This is a genomic window from Vibrio rhodolitus (assembly GCF_003350325.1).
Classification (GTDB): Bacteria; Pseudomonadota; Gammaproteobacteria; order Enterobacterales; family Vibrionaceae; genus Vibrio; species Vibrio rhodolitus.
In genome coordinates this window covers 70,795-90,804 of record NZ_QLYZ01000014.1, presented here as the reverse complement: position 1 = coordinate 90,804, position 20,010 = coordinate 70,795, and the positions used below count along the sequence as shown (strand labels likewise).

The window sequence follows — 20,010 nt, the reverse complement described above, 5'->3', positions numbered from 1 at the left end:
AGGTTTGAGTAAATAATTTATGAATGGGCTTGCTGCAAATAACAGTAAGCCACTGTCAAGCACTTGCATCGAAAATTACAATATGGGGTTCACTTACAAGTGTTGTCATAGAAAGCCAAATTAGGCTCTTTGCTTGAGTGCGGACTATACAGACGAACTTTTCAGGAGGGAAAACAAGTTTTGTAGGATTTTTTTCTATCTGTTTTGGAGGGATGGAAACCGATGTAGATGAGTTCAACTTATCGACTACAGAGCGCGACCGCCTTCGTTGAAGGCGGTTGCAGCACTAACATTAGAAACTAAAAAGAGTCTTCTTCCGTGAGAAACTTTTCAGCATCTTGGATGACCAAATTGATCTGTTTCACCAACTCATCAGCAAGGTCTTTATTGCCAACATCTTGCTCTAGCTTAAGGCAAGCCTCTGCAATCGAAGGAAGTGACAACGACCCTGCCGATCCCTTAAGACGATGCGCAATTGTTTTTATTTGAGCGTGTTCTGAACCCAATTCAAGCAAGGCCTGTTCTAAAGAAGCTATGATTGCGTGCGTCATCTCGACTCGGTTTTCTTTTTTAAGATGAGAAAGCCAATCTGAACTTACGCTTTGGGTCACCAACTCGCTATCTTCTTCAGTAACCCAAGCTTCACCTTGTTGCTGAGCAAAATATAACGTGAGTGCATTATAAAGTTCTACCAACTCATAGGGCTTAAATACGATCGAATCAATGCCTAATGATTTGGCAGTCTCAAACGTCGCGATCGAGTTATCTGCCGTACACAAAATAACCGGCAACTCAGGAACAAATGCCTTAATATTTTTCGCAAGCTCAAACCCATTCATATCAGGCATATGTAGATCAGATATTACAGCGCCAAACTCTAAATTCTGCTCAGAAATACGTTCTAATGCTAAAGAAGAATCTGCGACAATTTCAGCCTCCAATCCTAACGTTTTCAGTTGGAGTTGAACCAAAAACCGGTTCACTGGGTCGTCATCAATAACAAGCACCTTACCGCTTAGCATGCTCATCTCGCTGATACAATGACAAACCTCGGTTGTTTCAAACTGCTGCGCCAGCAATTCCACGACAACGCTTGGATAAAAGTTACTCTCTTCGCGCTGATGTTCTGGTTTACTCAAGCGATAGCCAATCTGGTTTACATCCAGCCATCTTGCGATGTTATGATCTTCTATCTCATACTTGGCAAGCGTGTCAGTTGCTACAAACTCCGTCGTCTTTACAGGGATCACTACTGTTACATTTGTTCCAATATACTTCTCTGAGCTGACGGATATAGTTCCTCCCATCATCTCAACTAAGTTCTTAACGATGGACATTCCTAAGCCTGTTCCACCAAATTTTCTCGCTATCGTATTCTGAGCTTGGACAAACGGAGCAAAAATATTTTGCAGTTCTGCGGCGTCCATTCCGATGCCCTGGTCTTCGACTCGAATCAGTAAACTGTTTTCTTCTAAACGAATAAAACAAGAAACCGCACCATTTTCAGTGAATTTGATTGCGTTCGACAAGATATTTGAAATAACTTGAGAAACACGGAGTATGTCTACTTCAGCCTCAAAAAAGCGACTTGGTTTCCAGTCAAGGTAGAAACGAAGACCTTTGCGCTCCGCGAGCACATCGAAAGAGCGAATGATTGGGCTGATTTCTTTTGGCAAGTTAACCAGCTCTGGTGTAACACTGAGCTGCTTAGCTTCTAGCTTTGAAAAATCAAGTATGTCATCAACCAACAACTTGAGTTTGCTGGTAGACATCGATGCATTATGCAATATTTCTCTATTAAATTTGTCTTCTAGCCTTTCACCTAATAATTCCATTAAACCTAGAATGCCGGAAATTGGCGTTCTGAGCTCGTGACTAACCACAGCTAAAAAGTGTTGCTTCTGTTGTGCTAAGGACTCTGCATTTTGACGGGCTTGTTGTAGATAATTCTCTCTTTCTTTTACTTCAGTGACATCTGATAAAATGGTCATAAAAAACTCTTTTTTATCAACATAGTCTGTAATGGATTTATTCTCTACATGAAAATATCGACCAAATAATGGATGAGAAGAGTCTGTTACCTCGATGTTTTCCGAAAAACCTCCAGCCATGTTAAGTCTGCTATTATCAAAGAATACCTTCATACATTCGTTTTTTTGGCAATCACATGCATGGTAAAAATCGGAAAACTCCTTATTTGAAAGAAGTATTTCACCCTTAACATCGCGAATACAAATATAACTTGGGATGTTGTCGATAATATCATGAAGAAACTTCCTTTGCGCTTCAGACAATTGGACCTCATGCGCATGCCCGATTAACTTTTTCCTGGTTTTTGTTAAATAGGAAAAAACAAAAATTGCCAAAGGCAATAAAACCAACAAAATAAAATAGATAAACTTCTTTATTTCTTCTTTATCATAACCAATGTGATAATTAACCTTGTCATAATCTTTCCATATACTGTTAATCTCTCCGTAAGATAACAAAGAAAACGCAGACTCTAACATTTCTTGAAGTTGGTCATCACCCCGGCGGAGAAGCATTGGCGCCTTAGTATCTAAGTTAACGCTACTTCCTGTTTTGTGTACTTTAAAGTCTAAGTCTTTATAATCTCGAATAATCAAATCAACTAAGTATTTATTTAGATAAGCATGATTAATCACTCCCGACTTAAAATCAGATAGAATACTATCTACATCATCGTAGATCGTGTAACCAACAGCTCGAGTATCATTTTTTAAATTGCTAAACCTGTCTAGAACGCCAAATTTATCCACTCCATCACTTGATGTTTTTTCTATTAATGTATACCTCACATCAATGATGTCTTGAGTAAAACTAAACAGCTTTGTACTATAACTTTCCTTTTTTACGATTGGCACCACGTCAATGACACCATGTAGCAACATATCTGTGATATCTTGCTCGCCAGGAGGCACGTACTCAAACTCTAAAGGTGTTATTGCCTCAACGCGGTCGAAAAAATCATGAATAAACCCGACATAATTCCCCGTTTTCTCGTCAATATAGGAATATGGGAATACATCTTCGTCAATCGAGTATCTTATTACTAGTTCACTACTATCATTATCATACCAATCAGCATAAATATCTCGATTATTACTATGTTTGAAATAAAAATTATCGAACACATCAGATTTAGAGTAATGCTTAACCTCAAAAATAAAGTTATCAATCATTTTTTTGAGATCATAATTCTCTTTATTCATTAGCACTCTGGAATAAATGCTACCAAACCTTTCATCAAAATACATTTTTTGTTCATCATTACTATTAACCTTAAACTGATAAAGAAATGATGAATAAAACCCAATTAACGCATCCACATCATTAGAGTTTAGCTGTTCATGAAGTTCAGCACTGGTTGCTACTTGCCGAATCGAGTCGACTCCAATTTGTTCAAGTACAGTACAATGACTTGAGCCTTTGATACACGCCCATTTAAGATTGTCAACATTTTGAGCTTTCGCTTTTGCGGCATCATCGATCCAACCTACAATTTCATCTTTATAAATAGGGTTTGAGAACAGGAACTGATCTTTATTGTCTGCGGTCTTTATGTAACCTATCGCTAAATCAATTTTACCTAAAGCTACTGCCTCCTTGATTTCAGCTAAAGTATTGAAAGCAACATATTGAATGTCGACTTTCATTTGTTTTTCCATTAATGAGGCAATATCGTGAATGATGCCTTTAGGTAGCTTAGTGCTCCCCCCCCAGTATGGGTAAAGTGGTGAGCTGGTCACCCCTACTTTCAAGATAGGCTCTTGCACACTACCAGAGGAAGAACTGCCTTTCGCAGATGCCAGACCACTGAAAATCAAACAAAGAAAAATCGCAAATATTTTCTTAAACACAACAAACTCCAGCTCCACAAAATTCCATTTCATTCAACTATTCATATAGTTAAGTAAAGAATACATCAGATAATTTCCAAGCTATAGCAAAATTTATAGCTTGGATTTATTCAGGCGTTTTTTATTCAATTACTAAGTAAAAGTTACAAAATAGCATGCATATAATTGTTGACCATATAGAGTCAGGATAGCTAGACTCATACATGTCAGCAATGCCATTAAAGGTTGAATGTAACTCGTTGTTATTGAGCAAAAGTTACACACCCCAGACATTAGTAACCGAATCTATGAAAACATTAATAATCGAAGACGACTATCCTCAAGCTCTTTACTTAAAAATGCTATTGCAAGATCTGGGCTACAACGATATTACTATCACGAGTAACCTTGAGAGCATTCATAATGCAACCGCTTCAACTCAGTATGATCTTATTTTTACTGATATCAGAATGCCTGAAGCCGACGGCATCACGCTACTTTCAAAAAAGCTGACGCCAAATACCACTAGAGGTGTCGTAATCGTAAGTGTTGTTGACGACACAATTAAAGAACTAACTAAAGGTATGTGCCATCAACTTGGATACGAATATACAAGTATCCTGTCAAAACCGTTCGACTCGGAAAAGTTAAGCCTAGAAATAGACCTGTTTCTCTCACATCTAGCAGAGAGTAAGCAGACACAAGACGAGTTTAAGCCAGAAGCCGATGACGTCTTAAGTGCATTTCGAAGCCATTCAGTATTACCACTTTATCAACCACAATTTAGCTTCAATAAAGCTGAATTAGTAGGTGTCGAAGCGCTAGCTCGTTTGAACCATCCAGAACATGGGATGCTGGTTCCAAGTCAGTTTTTATCTATTCTCTCTGAACATAATCTCTTATTAGACCTCTACTATTTTATGTTGGAGCGAAGTACTCTTGACCTTGGTACCATACTTTCTCCCCCTCAGCTATCGCTCAACATCGATACCAATTTTTTAAATACAGAATTTTGTGAAAAAACGGTAGAAATATGCCAACAAAATGGATTTCCTCTAGAAAAGCTTACCTTAGAAATCACTGAACATAAGGCATTTCAGCCAACTCCAACGGTATTAGAAAATTTAGCTCGCCTGAACCTTTATGGCGTCAGTTTTTCAATCGATGACTTTGGTACCGGATACGCATCTCTTAACCAATTGATTGACTTGCCGATATCGGAACTCAAGATTGATCGTCGCTTTGTTTCCAATGTTGTTACCAATTATAAGCACCAACAACTTACCCTTGCCGCCTTGAGGCTCGCTCAAGCATTGGGTCTATCTTGCGTTGCAGAAGGGATAGAAGATCAACAAACATGGGAGTATCTCAAAGAGCTCGGCGTTGATATTTGTCAAGGTTTCTATACCGGTGCACCGATGAGTTTCCTTGAGTTGGCATCTTTACATCGAGCCGTTTCTGGTGAAGCCACTTCTTGGAGTAAAGAAGAACAATACGATACCGTTATTTTGTTCGACCAACTCCAACTACGAGGCAAAGCAATACAAAAACTCGTAGCGAAAGAGTTAAGCTCAAACCCCATTATACTGGCATCAAATCCAAGTTTGTTTATAGAATTACTCAATGAGGCATCAAACAGTTTTGTCGTGGTTGATGCCAAGTCATTCCAGTCTTTACCAGATAACATCCGTTCAGACATAAGCAACACCGTTAGAAAACGAAATGCCGTGCTATTAGTTGAACAAGGAGATCCTTCTGTCTCTGAACTTGTGATTCCAACCGTCTCAAGCACAGAAGATATTACGAGTACTTCGATCAACCTGGCTAAGTTTATTGATAGCCAACACAATAATAAAAAGAAAAGAAACCAGCCAAAACTGTCGCAAAGCGAACAAAAAATTGCTCAGCTACTATTGGCGGGTTTTACCAATAAACACATTTGTTATGAGCTTGATCTCAGTCCTAAAACGGTAAGCACTTTCAAAACGCGCATATTGCAGAAAATGGGGGTCAAATCCATCGTCGAGCTCGCTAGAGTACTTAACTTGTAGCATATATTGAATAGTTAAGCTTTTAAGACTCACCGCGACTACTAACAAAGATTCGTTGTCTAGGTGAGTCCAAAACAGGTTAAATAACGTTATCAAATTTGCTATTTGTTCCCAAGCTACTCATGGCTATGCAGCAAACAACATAGCTCTAGTCGGGTAGACTCTTTTATCACCATTAGCGTTGCCTAGGTTAATATTGATAAACCTGCTTAATTGTTGACCATTAAACGGCTTAGACAACATCTGATATGATTGAACATTATGGTTAATGATCGCGTTTTTGTTTTCCAAAAAGGAAGGTTCACTTCCTAAAACAAACAAGCTAACACTTGATTTTCGGTCTAACGCATTCATTACATCAAAAATAGTTTTCCGTTTTATTTTAGATTTACTATTTATAAGACGAGGTTTCTCATCTAAATCAAAAAATAGTGATACATTACCAAACTCATTTATCAAACTATCAATTTTTTGGTTGGTTAATTCTTTTATATCGTTAACCACCATAGCATGACTAAAGCCAAAGTGCTGTTTAATGCCATTTCTAATGTAATGTCTGATAGGTTCAAAATCGCTTATAATAATAGAAAACACTTAATACTAGACCTTTTATAAATAAATATAAATTAGTAAGCAACGTTATGATTTCGAACAATTGCTTAAAAAACTCTAATATCCATATATTTTCAGAGACTGCTCTTAATGCTAATGGCAGTGCTATTGCCGCATAATCTCTATGGCGAACGCTATATCGTCTCTTTATGATTTTCCGAATACGGTACTTTCCATCCATCACCTCTGTTGTACAAAGCCAAGTAGGCTTCGCCGCTTAGTCATCATCTTGTTCATTAATTTAGAAACGATGACAACTAAGAGGTGCTAATTTACTCAAGATGAACTATCAAAGAAACTCTGTTTTTGTAGGACTTTTTTCTTTACCTAATTTGCAACATATCACTATATCAATAATAAAAAATACTGTGACAATCTCGCCTTGCCGTACTTGGTATCAAAAAGATCATACTCTCTTGCTATGGCTCGAAACGAATCGTTCTATGTCATCCAGATCTCTTAATTCGCGCGGTAAATACTGCTCAGCGTATTGCTGGTAAACACCACTAGTTAGCAGTAATTCAAATATGTCTCTATCGACATGACCACTCTCTACCATCTTCGATAAAATAGTGATTGACTCACTAAGTGGCTTAGCTTTCTTGTAAGGCCTATCCGATGCCGTTAATGCCTCAAAAATGTCTGCGACAACTAGGATCCGTTCAGGTATTGAGAGCTCATTATGGTTTAATCCCCTTGGGTAACCTGTTCCCAATAGTGTCTCGTGGTGGGTTGTTGCGTAGCGTGGAACACGAGCCAACTCAGGTGGAAATGGAATGCTTTCCAACATTTTTATTCCACTGATCATATGCTCATTAATTTTAAACCGTTCTTCATTAGAAAGTGTTCCACGTCTTACAGATAGATTATACAGCTCGCCATGATTATAGAGTTTGTCAGGCACTTCCATGTTAATACCAAATTGCGCCACATCGCCAAAAGGTTGTTCGCGCTCTATGATATGTTCGGGTTTATCAGATAACAGCTTTTCCGTTGCAGGAGTTTGCTGCGGTTGATAACGCGTTTCTTCTAACGGTGATAACCCTAAACCAGCATCAAAATAACGAGTCCATTCTTTCTCTGCTAATTGCTTCAATCGAGTAACATCATCGTCAGACATAAACTCTCCGCCGACGTTCGCATTAGCGATAAAAGCAAACTCTTCCCTTAATGCAGCTAGATCACTTCGCAAATCACTCTCTAGGTCCACTTCTTTTTCCAAGCGTGACAGGAGGTAATCAATTTGCGCATCTCGCCACAATACTTCAAACCGCATTCTGACCTCATGGATACGGTTATAGTTCGTTTCGAGTTTACTGCCTTTATCAACCACATACTCTGGCGTCGCGATCTTGCCACAGTCATGTAACCAAGCCGCTACTCGAAACTCTCGTCGTTCATCATCATTTTCAAATTTGAAGTTTTTAAATGGTTCACTGTCAGATATTTCAGCTGCTTCAGCTAACATCAAAGCGATTTCAGGTACTCGATTACAGTGCCCGGCAGTATAAGGCGACTTTTCGTCAATCGCGCGTGCGATCAACTGTATCATCGCCTCAAAGAATAGGTTCTGCTGTTTCTCGAAATTTTCTAACGAGTGGCTGCCTCGCATCACCGATAGACCGAGTTGGTGGATTTCCTCAATACGACTATGGATGCGAGTAACCTTTGAATAATGGCGTTGATTAATGAGTCGAACTTGCTCTCTCAACTGATTTATCGGCTTTGAGATAGGGCGTGCGACTTGCCAAGCTATCGGCAACAAAAGTAACAGAACCAACAATGACGCACCGATTGAGTAGAGAGCAACCTCATTCACCCCTGCCATGATATACGATTTAGGAATCACCACGGCAAGATATCGCGAATCTAGCTCTCTTAGTTTGGCAACATAAAGATAGGTTTCTACCCCATTAATAGTCGTTAGTTGCACGTTGCTGCCATTCGAACGCTTCTTTCCTATATCAAGAATTTCTGGGTAAGGGATGAAAGTAAACGTCGACTGAGTTGCACCTTGTGCAAACCACTTCTCGCGCAATTCGCTACGATGTTCTTCAGAGATCGAATTAATCGCTAAATCGATTATTTGGACAATCTCCTTGTATTCTTCACTCACAGAGTAATAGAACTCTCTTGGCAAGAGCTCAGATTCTATCGGTACTATCTTTAATTCTTTACGAAACTTCTGTTGGACTTTACTCAGTAGCACTTGCTTCATATCTAGCACCGCTGAAATATTCCCGGCTTCAAGATCATCAATCGCCGAATGCAGTGAAGAATAAGAAATCAACGTCAAATTGGGAAATGCATCCAATAAGTTATCCTGAATACTCCAGCCTCGAAGAATTCCTATCTTTTGATTACTGATCGCATCAAGGCTAGAAAAATCATTATTATCCTGCTTGGTAAGCAGCGCAAAGTTACCTCGATAGAGAGGAACTCCTAGAACACCACTTTTCGAAAAGTCGCTAGGGTCAGAAATTGACTGCAATATATCGAGATTACCTCGAGAGAAATCGTTTACTAGTTCATCCCAAGAGCGCCCATTAACAAACTTAAACTTTAGACCTGTCATTTCTGAAATCATTTTGAACAGATCGATAGCAAATCCATTTGGTCGACCACCTACAGTATAATCCAAAGGTCCCCAGTCATTTTGGTTGGAGACTTTGAGCTCGGGCAACTGACTAACCAACGATTGCTGCTCTTCAGTAAGTTTTATCGGTGCTACTAGAGGAATACGGTCCTCAATATCTATCATTTTGTTCGTTGCGATTAACCGCCCATCCTCTTGATAAATAAACGACTCTGCCTCAGGACGTTTACTATTTTCCACAAAACGATTGGTTAATTGGGATTCCAAAGAAGACAGTAGAATATCCACACCAACAACTGTCTCGGTTCCTTCTACTTTTATAGAAAAAGTTTCACCGTTTACTTTCACGGTATTAAATAGGTAAGGAGCTGTCTCATAAACAGTCTCAAAGTTAGCATTTTCATACCAACTACGCTGTGTAGGCAGAAAATTACTAAATTCGGAATGAGTATCCGTCGGTTGAAATTTTTTATTGTAATAGGTTGACGTTTTTTGGCGCTCTTTTCCCTGTCCTTGGTGTTGGACAAGCAACCACTTGTCATTATTTTTTGCACCAACCCGCTCTCTTATCTGTTGCGAAGATAAGTTAATAAGTTGGAAAAATTCATCATCGGCTTTTGCAACGAAAATACTGTGAAGGTTTGGATCTCGAGCAAGAAGTTTCGAAAGTGGAACAATTATTCGCTCATCAGCCGAATCAATTCCAATGATAGAAACAAGCTGCGCGCCACTACGAGCCGCGTTCTCCGCTAAACTTTGTAAGTTACCAAGATAATCAGCAACACCAGTAGCAATTGTGTTGTAACGGTTGAGTGTATGCTCTAACTCTTTCTTGCTAGAAAAATAGTACTGTAACGAAATAGCCACCGCCGCGGTTATAACTGTGCAACACACAAACATAACACCCAACACAACGCGCAAAGAGATCCTTCTCCGAACAACCTTTTTCACAGCGATATATCCTTTACTTTAATTCCTTAACTAAGTTAAAGCTTAAGTCATTTCAAAGTCAAACAATTGTTTTAATTGTATTTACTGGCAAAACCGAGTAATCATCAAAGTAAAAAAACCATGAATTTTCAAACAAAAAAGAGCCGCAAAAAGCGACTCAGTTGCAATCTATTGTCGTGTCAACTAATTATTCATAGGCAATATGTTTGTCAAAGGAACAGAACCTGTATGGTAAAACACCTTTTACCACTCAACACTCGACCAATAACACGTCAACGATGTTTTTTATTTCCATGCTACGGTAAACGCTAAAACACCATCATAAGCACCAGCATCACACCCTTGAGTGTTGATTATTCTTGCATTGATGCCATTACGAAATGAGTGTAAATCGACTATTTCACCGCTATTCACTTGACCATTCTCGTTAGACACTTGCACCATTGCATCACAACTCGAACCACCGTGATTAGCAGACAGTTTTTTTATACGCTCAAAAGAAATGTTCGCAGTACCCGGTACGATTTGCACAGGGTTATTGTTTGCAGATACTGAAACTGGAATCACCTGACTCTCAGACTCAGCGCCTACTAACACCTCCCCCATATCCACATGTGATGGCAGAGTGACAAGAAGCGGGTACTTTTGTAATGTTATCTCGTAGGATAAACTATGTTCATAAATGCCCGTATCGCAACAACCGTCACTTGTTTTTACGGGATCAGTCATATGTAGGCGCTGTGTCACTGTATTTTGCACTCGAGTTTTTTTTCCGAACATATCCGATTCAATAAGTTCTCGAGACAAATAGATAATGTGGGCGCTCGATTTTCGAGTCCAAGCATAAGAACTAGACCACAATTTCAACCATGTCACCCCATCTCCTTCTTGCTGTTCGATGTTTGCGAGAGATTGTTGAGGCAAAAGCGGTCCAAAAGATTGCTTCGAAGATGAGGAGGCTTCTAAAACTGAACCGCTCCAGTACGGCTCCACTGGCATAGGTTGTTCAAGATAATACCAATGTGAATATGGTTTTTCAGTTGGGCTTCCGTTGGATGAATGTCCAGATACAAAGCCACACCTCGAATATAGGTTACCTGAATACAATTGACTAGTGCCCACATTGCAAGTTGAGTTTTGTACAGGAACCACAGTCGTTTTTAACTCAATCCCCTCATGATAACTGGAAACCTTCTTGAACGATGGGTGAGATAAGGTCGCTGTGTAATACCAAACGGAATCATCAGTCGATGTCCAAGACAGCGTATAGGCATTTACGCCAAATGTCACAGAGCCAATGAACAACGCAGCCATTATTATTACAATACTTCTGACAGTAGCGAAAACACTGTTCATACTATGTACTCCTATTTCGATTAGTTTTTGCATTAACTAAACAAACTATAATCATTAGATTTCTTTATTATCACGGGATGACTTTTCAACGCACAACAAAACATCGGCACGTTGACCAAACGATATTGACTGATGTTTCGAATTATATTCACCGTTACCCTGGCTAAACAAACGCTTTGGTTCTATGCCATAATTAATGAAGTAAGCCCTCACAGCATCAGCTCTTTGCTGTGATAGTACTTCATTGTATCTTTTATTTCCCACTGGGCTAGCATAGCCATAAATACGAGCAACTAAAGTATCATCTTTTCTGAGCTGTTCTGCATAATTTCGTAAAGATTCAGTCTCATTTATTTTTATCGAATCAAAAGAAAATGAGATAGATAATGTAGGTATGTCCACCATAGAAGGCTCTAATACTTCAATTTTTTCTTTTGGTTCATCATAAGGCATTACTGAATTCTTGTTGCCTGCTGGCTTACTAGAGCCGAATCGATAGTTGATATCGAAGATAACACCACTGTGACCTGCATCATCATTCATTGCGATAGAATCAATATATTGATATGAGATACCAAGTTGTAATGCTGGTTCTATAGTGTATTGAATGCCACCACCGAATACTGGAGAGAAACCATCAACATCATAGCCATTTTCTTTACCAAACCATCTCGACACACCGAATTTTAAATATGGTTCTAATTCTTGTGTAATAGGGTAAATAACTTTACCCAACAGTGCAACTTGGTCAACATTTAAATGCACCGATTTATCTTGCGAATAAAATTCACCCTCACCTAAATGTTGATAATTTATTTCAGTCGCAAAATAATTTGAGTAGCGATAGCCTAAATTAATCCCTCCGATAAGATTTTCATCTTCTTTATTTAAAGAGCCATCTTTATCAAATTTAAATTGACCATAACCAAATTGAAAACCTAGGTATACTTCTTCTTTAGTTGTATCCGCAAGTACTACGTCAGTTGAAATACAAAAAAAACAAAGAAAAGATATAGAACCTTTAAGAATGTTCACTATTTTTACCTTTTAAAAGTAAACTAAAGAAAAAATTACTGGTATTGAAAACTCTCCGACAACTGTGTTGCCTGACTCAATTTGAGTGCGTACTTTCAATTCACAAGTCCGATTGTTAACATTCTGAATCGATGAACAAAATGTCGTAGTATCATCGAAGCTAACATCTAGATCTGCCCCTGTGTTTGAGTCAGTCAGAGACAACCATGCATGATCATTACCATTCATGAGTTGGAGCTTTTGCAAGTTTGATGTGACTGTATTTGCTGAACTGGATACCGTTAACGATGTTATTACATCAGTCGTGTTCTCACAGTCGATATCAACGAGTAAGTCTGCATGTGTCTTAGCAGGTCCTTTCGTTAACTCGCCCAAAGCGTATGCTGGTGCAACGTTAACATTACAGGTAGGTAAGACATAGTTGATCCTAGTCGTCACATCAATAGAGACTGGTGTATTACTATGCCCTACAGCTGCATAAGAGATAGATGATATTATCAGCGCACTGACGATGACAATGAAACATATTAATTTAAAATACTTCATGGCTTATATTTTTGCCTTACACCATTATCTATTAATGGTGCGATATTAATTATTAATTACAACAAAAGACACTATCTCAGCTAGAATTAATATCTGTAACCATTAGAGATGCTTGTATAAATTTAACTACCACACTGTGCTATTAAATACCCAAATAACGTCTATTCTTTGTTCATAAATATTATGGATATTTCACTGTAAAGTTCAGCGTTGAAGTTACTTCACCAGGAGATGCTTCCGGGTTGGTGTCCATATAAAGTTTACATGTCGTTAAGTCATGTATAGGAACTGCTAACGTATCGAGTTGAACTGGCGTAGTTGTAATTTTTGTTAACACCGAACCATTGTCACAACCCAAATAGAAAAACTGCTGCATATTTCCTACAGATTCTGCATCTTGTGCACCACTGGTAATATTTTGCGCAAAAATAACTACCGGAGATGGAGCATCATGGAAACTATCATATTGGTTACCTTCCGAAGAAAACGTTATGCCAAAGGGTCTATCAATACGCTCCCTTTGGCCAATAACCGTACTACCAAAATCCACTAACGTTGGCAGGGATACCTCAAACGCTGGTTTGATAAAAGTTACGCTAAACATTACATTTACTGTAGAACCAGTTATTGTTGAAGCCTGAACCATCGATGTGAAAGTACAAGAAAATACAAGCAGAAAGAGCTTATATACGTATGTCATCATTTTGTTTTCACATATTGACATTGGTTTTCCTGCTTCTTGAGGTCACAACGATATTCTCGAAGCCCACCAAAATCATCGATTGCGTTAAAACTAACTGTGTTCGATGTCATCCCTTTTATTTCGACCGAAACCTGACTAAATGGCGCCATTTGATTAAAAGACTCATTTGCCAACTTTTCATCACCATTTATAGAAACCACAGCAAAGTAGTAAGGTGTCGGATTGTTAAACGTTACCATGTCTCTAGTCTTGGAGATGCGCATACTTTGTTCAGCTTGATCTCGCCCATCATTTAATGACGCAGGACGGTAGAATAGCTTCACTAAAGTCCGAGATGCCATAACCAATACGTTTTTACCAAGCGTATCTTTTGCCTTCGGTGGAATTTCCTGCAGATTAACCGAGAACAAACTCTCTCTATCTTGCGGTAACGCTTTTGTCTCTTCTCCCAATTGCGCAACCTGTACAGTTTGCGTTCCCTTGTCTGCTTTTAGAGTAAACACACCAGGAGAGACGGAAAAAGGGATTAAGCCATCATCAGAAAAATCCTCTATCCAAACCTGTGCCCCATATACAGTGTCAGCATGGTTAGTGACTGTTATCGGTATAGCTTTAGCATCACTCGTGTATACATAACGAGTCGCAGATAGTGTGAGTGCACTTTGAGCAGTAAAACTGGTCATTAATGCGCCAATAAGTAAAGCCATTGTCAGTTTATTATTCACAAATTACCTCATTAATTTTGCCCTGGTTGGCTGAAACAGCAGACAAATCAATTTTACAACCCATATAGCCATTGTTGAGATCAACAATCTTTACTGGTAAATCAGCAGAAAATGTTATCATGCTATTAGGCGCAATCGCTCCTGCATAAACACCGTTGCTCAAATACACCTCACCACTTTTTAATCTTTCACCATAACGATTTTTAACTCGCAGTGTGTACTTGTAAATCCTACGAGTATCAATATTGTGATAAACAATAGCATTCTCTGTAGAACTTAATTTATGCGTAGATGTATCAACACTCACATCCGAAGGAATGGTGTTAACATCAATAGCAATATTACTTTCTTCATACGGCTGAAGACTAACAACCGCTAGGCCTTCATTATTAGTTTCAATTCCGTTTACTTTGACATCCCCCACTCCATTGAGGTCAATTACCGCTATTGTATTATTACGCGTTCTGGATGCAATTAAACCCGTTGGTTTTGTCCATAGAACCGAACCACTCGCACCAGCAGATAAGGTAGAACTCCCTTCTGCATATGTAATACCACCATTCAATTGGGCAATATCATTATCGTAATTTAAGTTAGTACTCAAACCATAATCACCGACAGAAATAGAGTAACCTACGTCATCATTCAACTTTCCGCCTGCATTCGTTGTCATCGCAAAATCTGAATTATTACCACCAGAAAAACGAGTCGTTACTGTATGATAATTATCGCGGTAATTAAGAGGCAAACTAAAACTCAATGTTGCGTTAACATCTTCATACCCTTGATTATCAGAATACCCCAAAGAAAAAGTAGAACTTAACCTATTTGCAATAGTGGTGCTCAATGACACCGTAGCTCCATTACTGATTAATCCGCTATCCCAATAGGTTTGTTGCCACCCGACAAAACTAGTATTAAAATCTTCAAACTGCGATGATAAAACAGCTTGTATTCTATGCTTTGGACTTTGTCTGTCGGCACTGTTTTCATCAGGAGTAAAAGAAGAATATGAGACATAGTCTTGATTCTTATACTCGTAAGCAATTAACTGAATGTCGGTGTCTTCAGTTAATTTATTATCGTATCTTACTCCTAAAGTGACGCCCGCAAGGTTCTTACCGTCGTCATAAGCCGCAAATGACATCCCGCCATTTAAAGCCAACGTACCAAACTGTGCTAGAAATAGCGTACTTCCAACCCCAAAAGCTTGATATTTTTCATCAATGACAGCAGCTCCACCAAGAGTTACTGACTGAAATCCGTATTGAGCATCAGCAAACATAAACGTACGGTCTGAATCAAAAAGCCCTTCAATACCAGAACCATTAAAGCGCTTTCCCGCCGCTAAGCTGTATTCAAAATACCCATGACGAAGTAATGAAGGCAATATAACAACCGGATAAGTTTTGGTTTCAATTTTGCCATTTGCGTCTTTTATTTCAACTTCAATGTCGCCTGAACCATACACGGAAAATCCATCTATTTTAAATGGTCCTGGAGTTACAGTTTCGGTATAAATTAAGCGACCATTTTGACGAACTGTAATCTGTGATTTAGACGCTGCTACACCCGAAATGTCAGGAATAAAACTCGCGGTTTCACCGGACATCAATCTGTTCGAAGTCAGTCCAATTCCACCAAACGAAAAGCCATCGAGAAACTCACTCGTGCTATAACCCTTACCGACAACAAAATCTGCACCAATCGCTGTAATTGGATACTCTGCATATAGGTTAGAAAGGTTAGCTTCAGTTCCAGAATGATTCGACCACGAGCTATTCATATCTGAGTGAACTATCCAATCTTGTACATTCAACTGAGAGTTAAATGAACCAAACATATTTTGATTATCATCACTATCGAGATTTCCGTTAAGATTGTAATTCAGTTTAAAGCCATTAATTCCGCGGTCATGCTCTTTCTTCGCTGGAGTGCTATCGAGATAATATTGAGGAATTGTAATAGTCAATTCAGGCTTAGTAATATCAAAATCTACACTCGCAAACTCTAACTTATCTAAATCAAAACACTGCTCAGAACTTTTTATTTTACTTTTAGCTTCTTCTTTTAAATAAATACCATTTTCCAGGAAGAAGTCATACGTAAAGCAAAGCTTATCGCTCACTTCCTCCTGCTTAGTGATATTAAATTCTATGCGTCCTTTCGATATGCTATTCACCGTTAATAGCGGTAAATATCTACCTTCAACAATTCCAGTCGTTGAAAGTAACGCTTTAGGAGTTTGGTTTATCCCTTGTAGAAATGAGGTATCAAACTCTAACTGTTCTGCTCTTAAAAAATGTGGAACAGTCGCCAGCAGGAAAATAACAACCTTGAACACGCACTTCATTAATATACGCCTAATAAAAAACAGTACTATTTGTAAGCAATGGAATAAGTTGCAACGCTGGTATAAGTTCCTGGGGTCGTATCACCTACAAGCGAAGCATCAAATGTCATTCCATGCGTACTAATGTCCTCCGATGGAAAACTTACGCTTGGCGAAGGTCCAGTAATCAATTGTGCTGTGCCGCCAGTTGGTTTTGCCAAAATCGTTGCATATGCCCCTGTGGCTGTACCTGACGCATTGGTGAGACCATTGCTATCGAAGTTGGCTGCGGTCCATAGCATCGTTGCACCATTTTGTGCTGAGACACATGGACCACCATTTACCGGGTCAATAGACTGAATTTTAAACGTTACAGGAGCTCCCGTTTCACCAAGACCAACCGTCCCTAGATTGATTTGACGGCTTGGAGTTGCCACGCCACCAGTTAGAATTTCAGTGTCGCACGTTACGTTGGTAACCGTTCCAGAAAACGTTACAGAGCTCGTATTTGCTTGTGCATTAAAAGCAAAAAAACATGAAGTAAAAGTTATAGCTAAAACACTTTTTTTCATCTAAGTTTCTCATTAAAACATTTATTAATATGAAATTTCCAAATCAAGCAAGTTATATGACTAAATCTAATTTCGCACATCATATTTATCCCGCAGTGATTTTAACAGATTAACTAGTTAAATTTCGTAAATTACATTTACTGACGTCTAGATATAATTAATGATCAACCTACACTCAGAAAATAATAAATTAGTTAACTGCCGAAGAATCAAATAGCCTTTCTCTGTTGCGCTGAAATTTACTGTGATTAACGTATTTCTCAAACTCATTTTTTGTAGGATTTTTTTCCGCACAAGCACGAAGAAGAAATTAGGCAATGTTTCTCTATGATAGGTATGACACTCCAGCCTCGTTGTAGACACTTCCAACAATTTTCAAACAAAGCCCGCTATGCTCACTCTGCCAGGAAAGGAGGTGTCATGGAGCACGAGATATCCACAATCTGGTGGTCGATTGTCAGACTCAATATGATTCAAACAAGCCTTGGTAAAATAAGTAAAGCTACCAATTAAGGTGTGGGATTGTTACATGTCCCAAAAATACTCAGCTGGGCTGACGCCTTTCAGACGTTATTGATATCTGGTATCGCCACTATGGGCGAACGCTCGTGAACGGCGATGTGATTTATCAGAAATTTACGCTGATGGTTGAAGCTATGAACAACCCCATAGCCTCTTTGTTCACTGCCAAAATGTATGGTGAGTTTCGCAGCTTACGAATGGCTGGTCAGATTAACTTTGTTGATCATCGGTGGCAAAAAGGCGCTCCTAGCATATCTACCTTAAACTCCGAGTTAGCTCGGTTTAAAGCCGTCTTTAGCAAACTCAAAGAACTTGGTGAATGGGATTTACCCCACCCGCTCGAAGAGTTAAAACCATTTCGAGAAAGCGAACGGGAGATGGCATTTATCCCTAAAGAAAAGCTGCCTGAGCTCATTGAACTAGTCGCCCAACACAAGCGACAAGATATACTCAAGATCGTAAAAATATGCCTAGCTACAGGCGCTCGATGGAACGAAGCTGCTCAGCTACGTGGTAGTCAACTCAGCAAATACAAAATCACTTATACCAACACAAAAACAAAGAAAAATCGCAGTGTACCAATCTCTAACGCGCTTTATGATGAAATCTATAAGCCAGGCTCAGGTAAGCTGTTTGAAGAGTACTATACGCCGTTCTGCTATATCCTGAAGGAAAAGTTAGGTATCTATTTACCCAAAGGGCAAGCATCGCATGTACTTCGTCATACGTTCGCCAGTCACTTCATGATGAATGGTGGCAATATATTGGTACTAAGAGATGTTCTTGGTCATGCAGATATTTCCATGACGATGCGGTACGCACATTTCGCCCCTGATCACTTATCTGAAACGATAGAAAAGAACCCTCTAGCACTTCTTTAAATTTGCATAAAACCGAATAGAAATGCAATTCTCAGCATTTCCACTAAATAAAAGTGCCTCAAGTGTAGACACTTTGTAGACACTTCCCAAATTTCAGGCAAAAAAAGAGCCGCTAAAAGCGGCTCTCAATTATTCGGTTTTTACGAAAAGTGATCGAATCACTCTTTACCGTAAACGTTGTTCTCTTGCTCTTGTACGCGGATGAATGTTGTACGCTTCGTTAGCTCTTTAAGCTTTGCTGCGCCTACGTATGTACATGTTGAACGTACACCGCCAAGGATGTCTGAGATAGTGTCGTGCACAGTGCCACGGAATGGCAATAATACGGTTTTACCTTCAGCTGCGCGGTATTTTGCAACGCCGCCAGAGTGCTTCGCCATCGCTGATTGTGAAGACATGCCGTAGAACTTCATGAACTTCTTACCGTCTTGCTCAATCACTTCGCCGCCTGACTCTTCGTGACCTGCTAGCATACCGCCAAGCATTACGAAGTCTGCACCACCACCAAACGCTTTAGAAACATCACCAGCACAAGTACAGCCACCGTCACCGATGATCATGCCGCCTAGACCGTGCGCTGCGTCACCACACTCGATGATTGCAGAAAGCTGTGGGTAACCAACGCCAGTTTTAACGCGAGTTGTACATACCGAACCAGGACCGATACCTACTTTAACGATATCCGCACCCGCTAGGATTAGCTCTTCACACATGTCGCCCGTTACTACGTTACCAGCAGAGATAACTTTGTCAGGGAATGCTGCGCGTACTTTTTCTACGTACTCTACTAGATGCTCTGAGTAACCATTTGCGATATCAATACAGATGAAGATTAGCTCATCAGAAAGCGCCATGATGTCTTTTGTCTTTTGGAAGTCTGCGTCAGACGTACCAGTAGAAACCATCACGTTGTTTAGCTCAGTAGTATTCGCACCTTTCACGAACTCAGCCCAATCAGCCACTGTGTAGTGTTTGTGAACGGCTGTCATTACACCATGCTCAGCAAGGGCTTTAGCCATTGCGAAGCTACCCACTGAATCCATATTCGCAGCGATTACAGGTACACCAGACCATTGACGACCGCTGTGCTTGAATGTAAACTCGCGGGTTAAATTTACTTGAGAACGGCTTTTTAGAGTTGAACGCTTAGGGCGAAACAGTACATCTTTGAAACCCAACTTAAGTTCTTGTTCGATACGCATTGTGTAATTCCTTGATTCATATAGCTATGTGTCACAGCAGAGTGCGTTAGTAACAACGTTGGCAGA

General features: G+C 39.4%; 12 protein-coding genes and 1 pseudogene. 3 read left to right on the top strand and 10 right to left on the bottom strand.

Annotated elements, in window-relative coordinates:
• Positions 1-299 precede the first annotated feature (299 nt).
• Complete coding sequence (locus tag DPF93_RS13975) at positions 300-3,914, bottom strand: ATP-binding protein (protein WP_114766738.1); 3,615 nt, start codon at positions 3,912-3,914, stop codon at positions 300-302.
• A gap of 254 nt (positions 3,915-4,168) precedes the next feature.
• On the opposite strand from DPF93_RS13975, the gene DPF93_RS13970 reads away from it, so the two are divergent.
• Positions 4,169-5,911: an EAL domain-containing protein gene (locus tag DPF93_RS13970; protein WP_164675368.1), complete on the top strand. Its 1,743-nt coding sequence runs from the start codon at positions 4,169-4,171 to the stop codon at positions 5,909-5,911.
• A gap of 126 nt (positions 5,912-6,037) precedes the next feature.
• Here DPF93_RS13970 and DPF93_RS13965 read toward each other — a convergent pair whose 3' ends face one another.
• The 4 genes from DPF93_RS13965 to DPF93_RS13950 form a co-directional block, all read right to left on the bottom strand.
• Positions 6,038-6,505, bottom strand: coding sequence for a hypothetical protein (locus tag DPF93_RS13965; protein ID WP_114766736.1), 468 nt, complete (start codon positions 6,503-6,505; stop codon positions 6,038-6,040).
• A gap of 424 nt (positions 6,506-6,929) precedes the next feature.
• Positions 6,930-10,070: an HD domain-containing phosphohydrolase gene (locus tag DPF93_RS13960; RefSeq protein ID WP_114766735.1), complete on the bottom strand. Its 3,141-nt coding sequence runs from the start codon at positions 10,068-10,070 to the stop codon at positions 6,930-6,932.
• Positions 10,071-10,355: 285 nt separating this feature from the next.
• A complete protein-coding gene (locus DPF93_RS13955) occupies positions 10,356-11,426 on the bottom strand; it encodes a hypothetical protein (RefSeq protein ID WP_123777547.1) in 1,071 nt (356 codons plus the stop codon).
• A 54-nt stretch (positions 11,427-11,480) separates the two neighbouring features.
• Positions 11,481-12,461 (bottom strand): outer membrane beta-barrel protein, encoded by a 981-nt coding sequence (locus tag DPF93_RS13950; RefSeq protein ID WP_114766733.1) that lies wholly within the window; start codon positions 12,459-12,461, stop codon positions 11,481-11,483.
• Between the two features lie 226 nt (positions 12,462-12,687).
• On the opposite strand from DPF93_RS13950, the gene DPF93_RS21200 reads away from it, so the two are divergent.
• The gene (locus tag DPF93_RS21200) at positions 12,688-12,882 is read left to right on the top strand and encodes a hypothetical protein (protein ID WP_123777545.1); all 195 of its coding nucleotides are present in this window, start codon (positions 12,688-12,690) and stop codon (positions 12,880-12,882) included.
• A 306-nt stretch (positions 12,883-13,188) separates the two neighbouring features.
• Here the strand turns inward: DPF93_RS21200 and DPF93_RS13940 are convergent, their stop codons facing one another.
• From DPF93_RS13940 to DPF93_RS13925, 4 genes are read right to left on the bottom strand one after another with little or no spacing between them, the layout of a single operon-like run.
• Positions 13,189-13,710: a hypothetical protein gene (locus DPF93_RS13940; RefSeq protein ID WP_123777543.1), complete on the bottom strand. Its 522-nt coding sequence runs from the start codon at positions 13,708-13,710 to the stop codon at positions 13,189-13,191.
• Complete coding sequence (locus DPF93_RS13935) at positions 13,707-14,435, bottom strand: fimbrial biogenesis chaperone (protein WP_114766730.1); 729 nt, start codon at positions 14,433-14,435, stop codon at positions 13,707-13,709. Before DPF93_RS13935 ends, DPF93_RS13940 begins: the two co-directional genes overlap by 4 nt.
• Positions 14,428-16,788 (bottom strand): fimbria/pilus outer membrane usher protein, encoded by a 2,361-nt coding sequence (locus DPF93_RS13930; RefSeq protein WP_114766729.1) that lies wholly within the window; start codon positions 16,786-16,788, stop codon positions 14,428-14,430. Before DPF93_RS13930 ends, DPF93_RS13935 begins: the two co-directional genes overlap by 8 nt.
• 26 nt (positions 16,789-16,814) lie before the next feature.
• Positions 16,815-17,339 (bottom strand): fimbrial protein, encoded by a 525-nt coding sequence (locus DPF93_RS13925; RefSeq protein ID WP_114766728.1) that lies wholly within the window; start codon positions 17,337-17,339, stop codon positions 16,815-16,817.
• Between the two features lie 557 nt (positions 17,340-17,896).
• Between DPF93_RS13925 and DPF93_RS13920 the strand changes: the two are divergent.
• Positions 17,897-18,742, top strand: a pseudogene (locus DPF93_RS13920) (phage integrase); the annotation flags it as partial.
• Positions 18,743-18,900: 158 nt separating this feature from the next.
• Here the strand turns inward: DPF93_RS13920 and DPF93_RS13915 are convergent.
• The gene (locus DPF93_RS13915) at positions 18,901-19,944 is read right to left on the bottom strand and encodes a GMP reductase (protein WP_114766727.1); all 1,044 of its coding nucleotides are present in this window, start codon (positions 19,942-19,944) and stop codon (positions 18,901-18,903) included.
• Positions 19,945-20,010 lie beyond the last annotated feature (66 nt).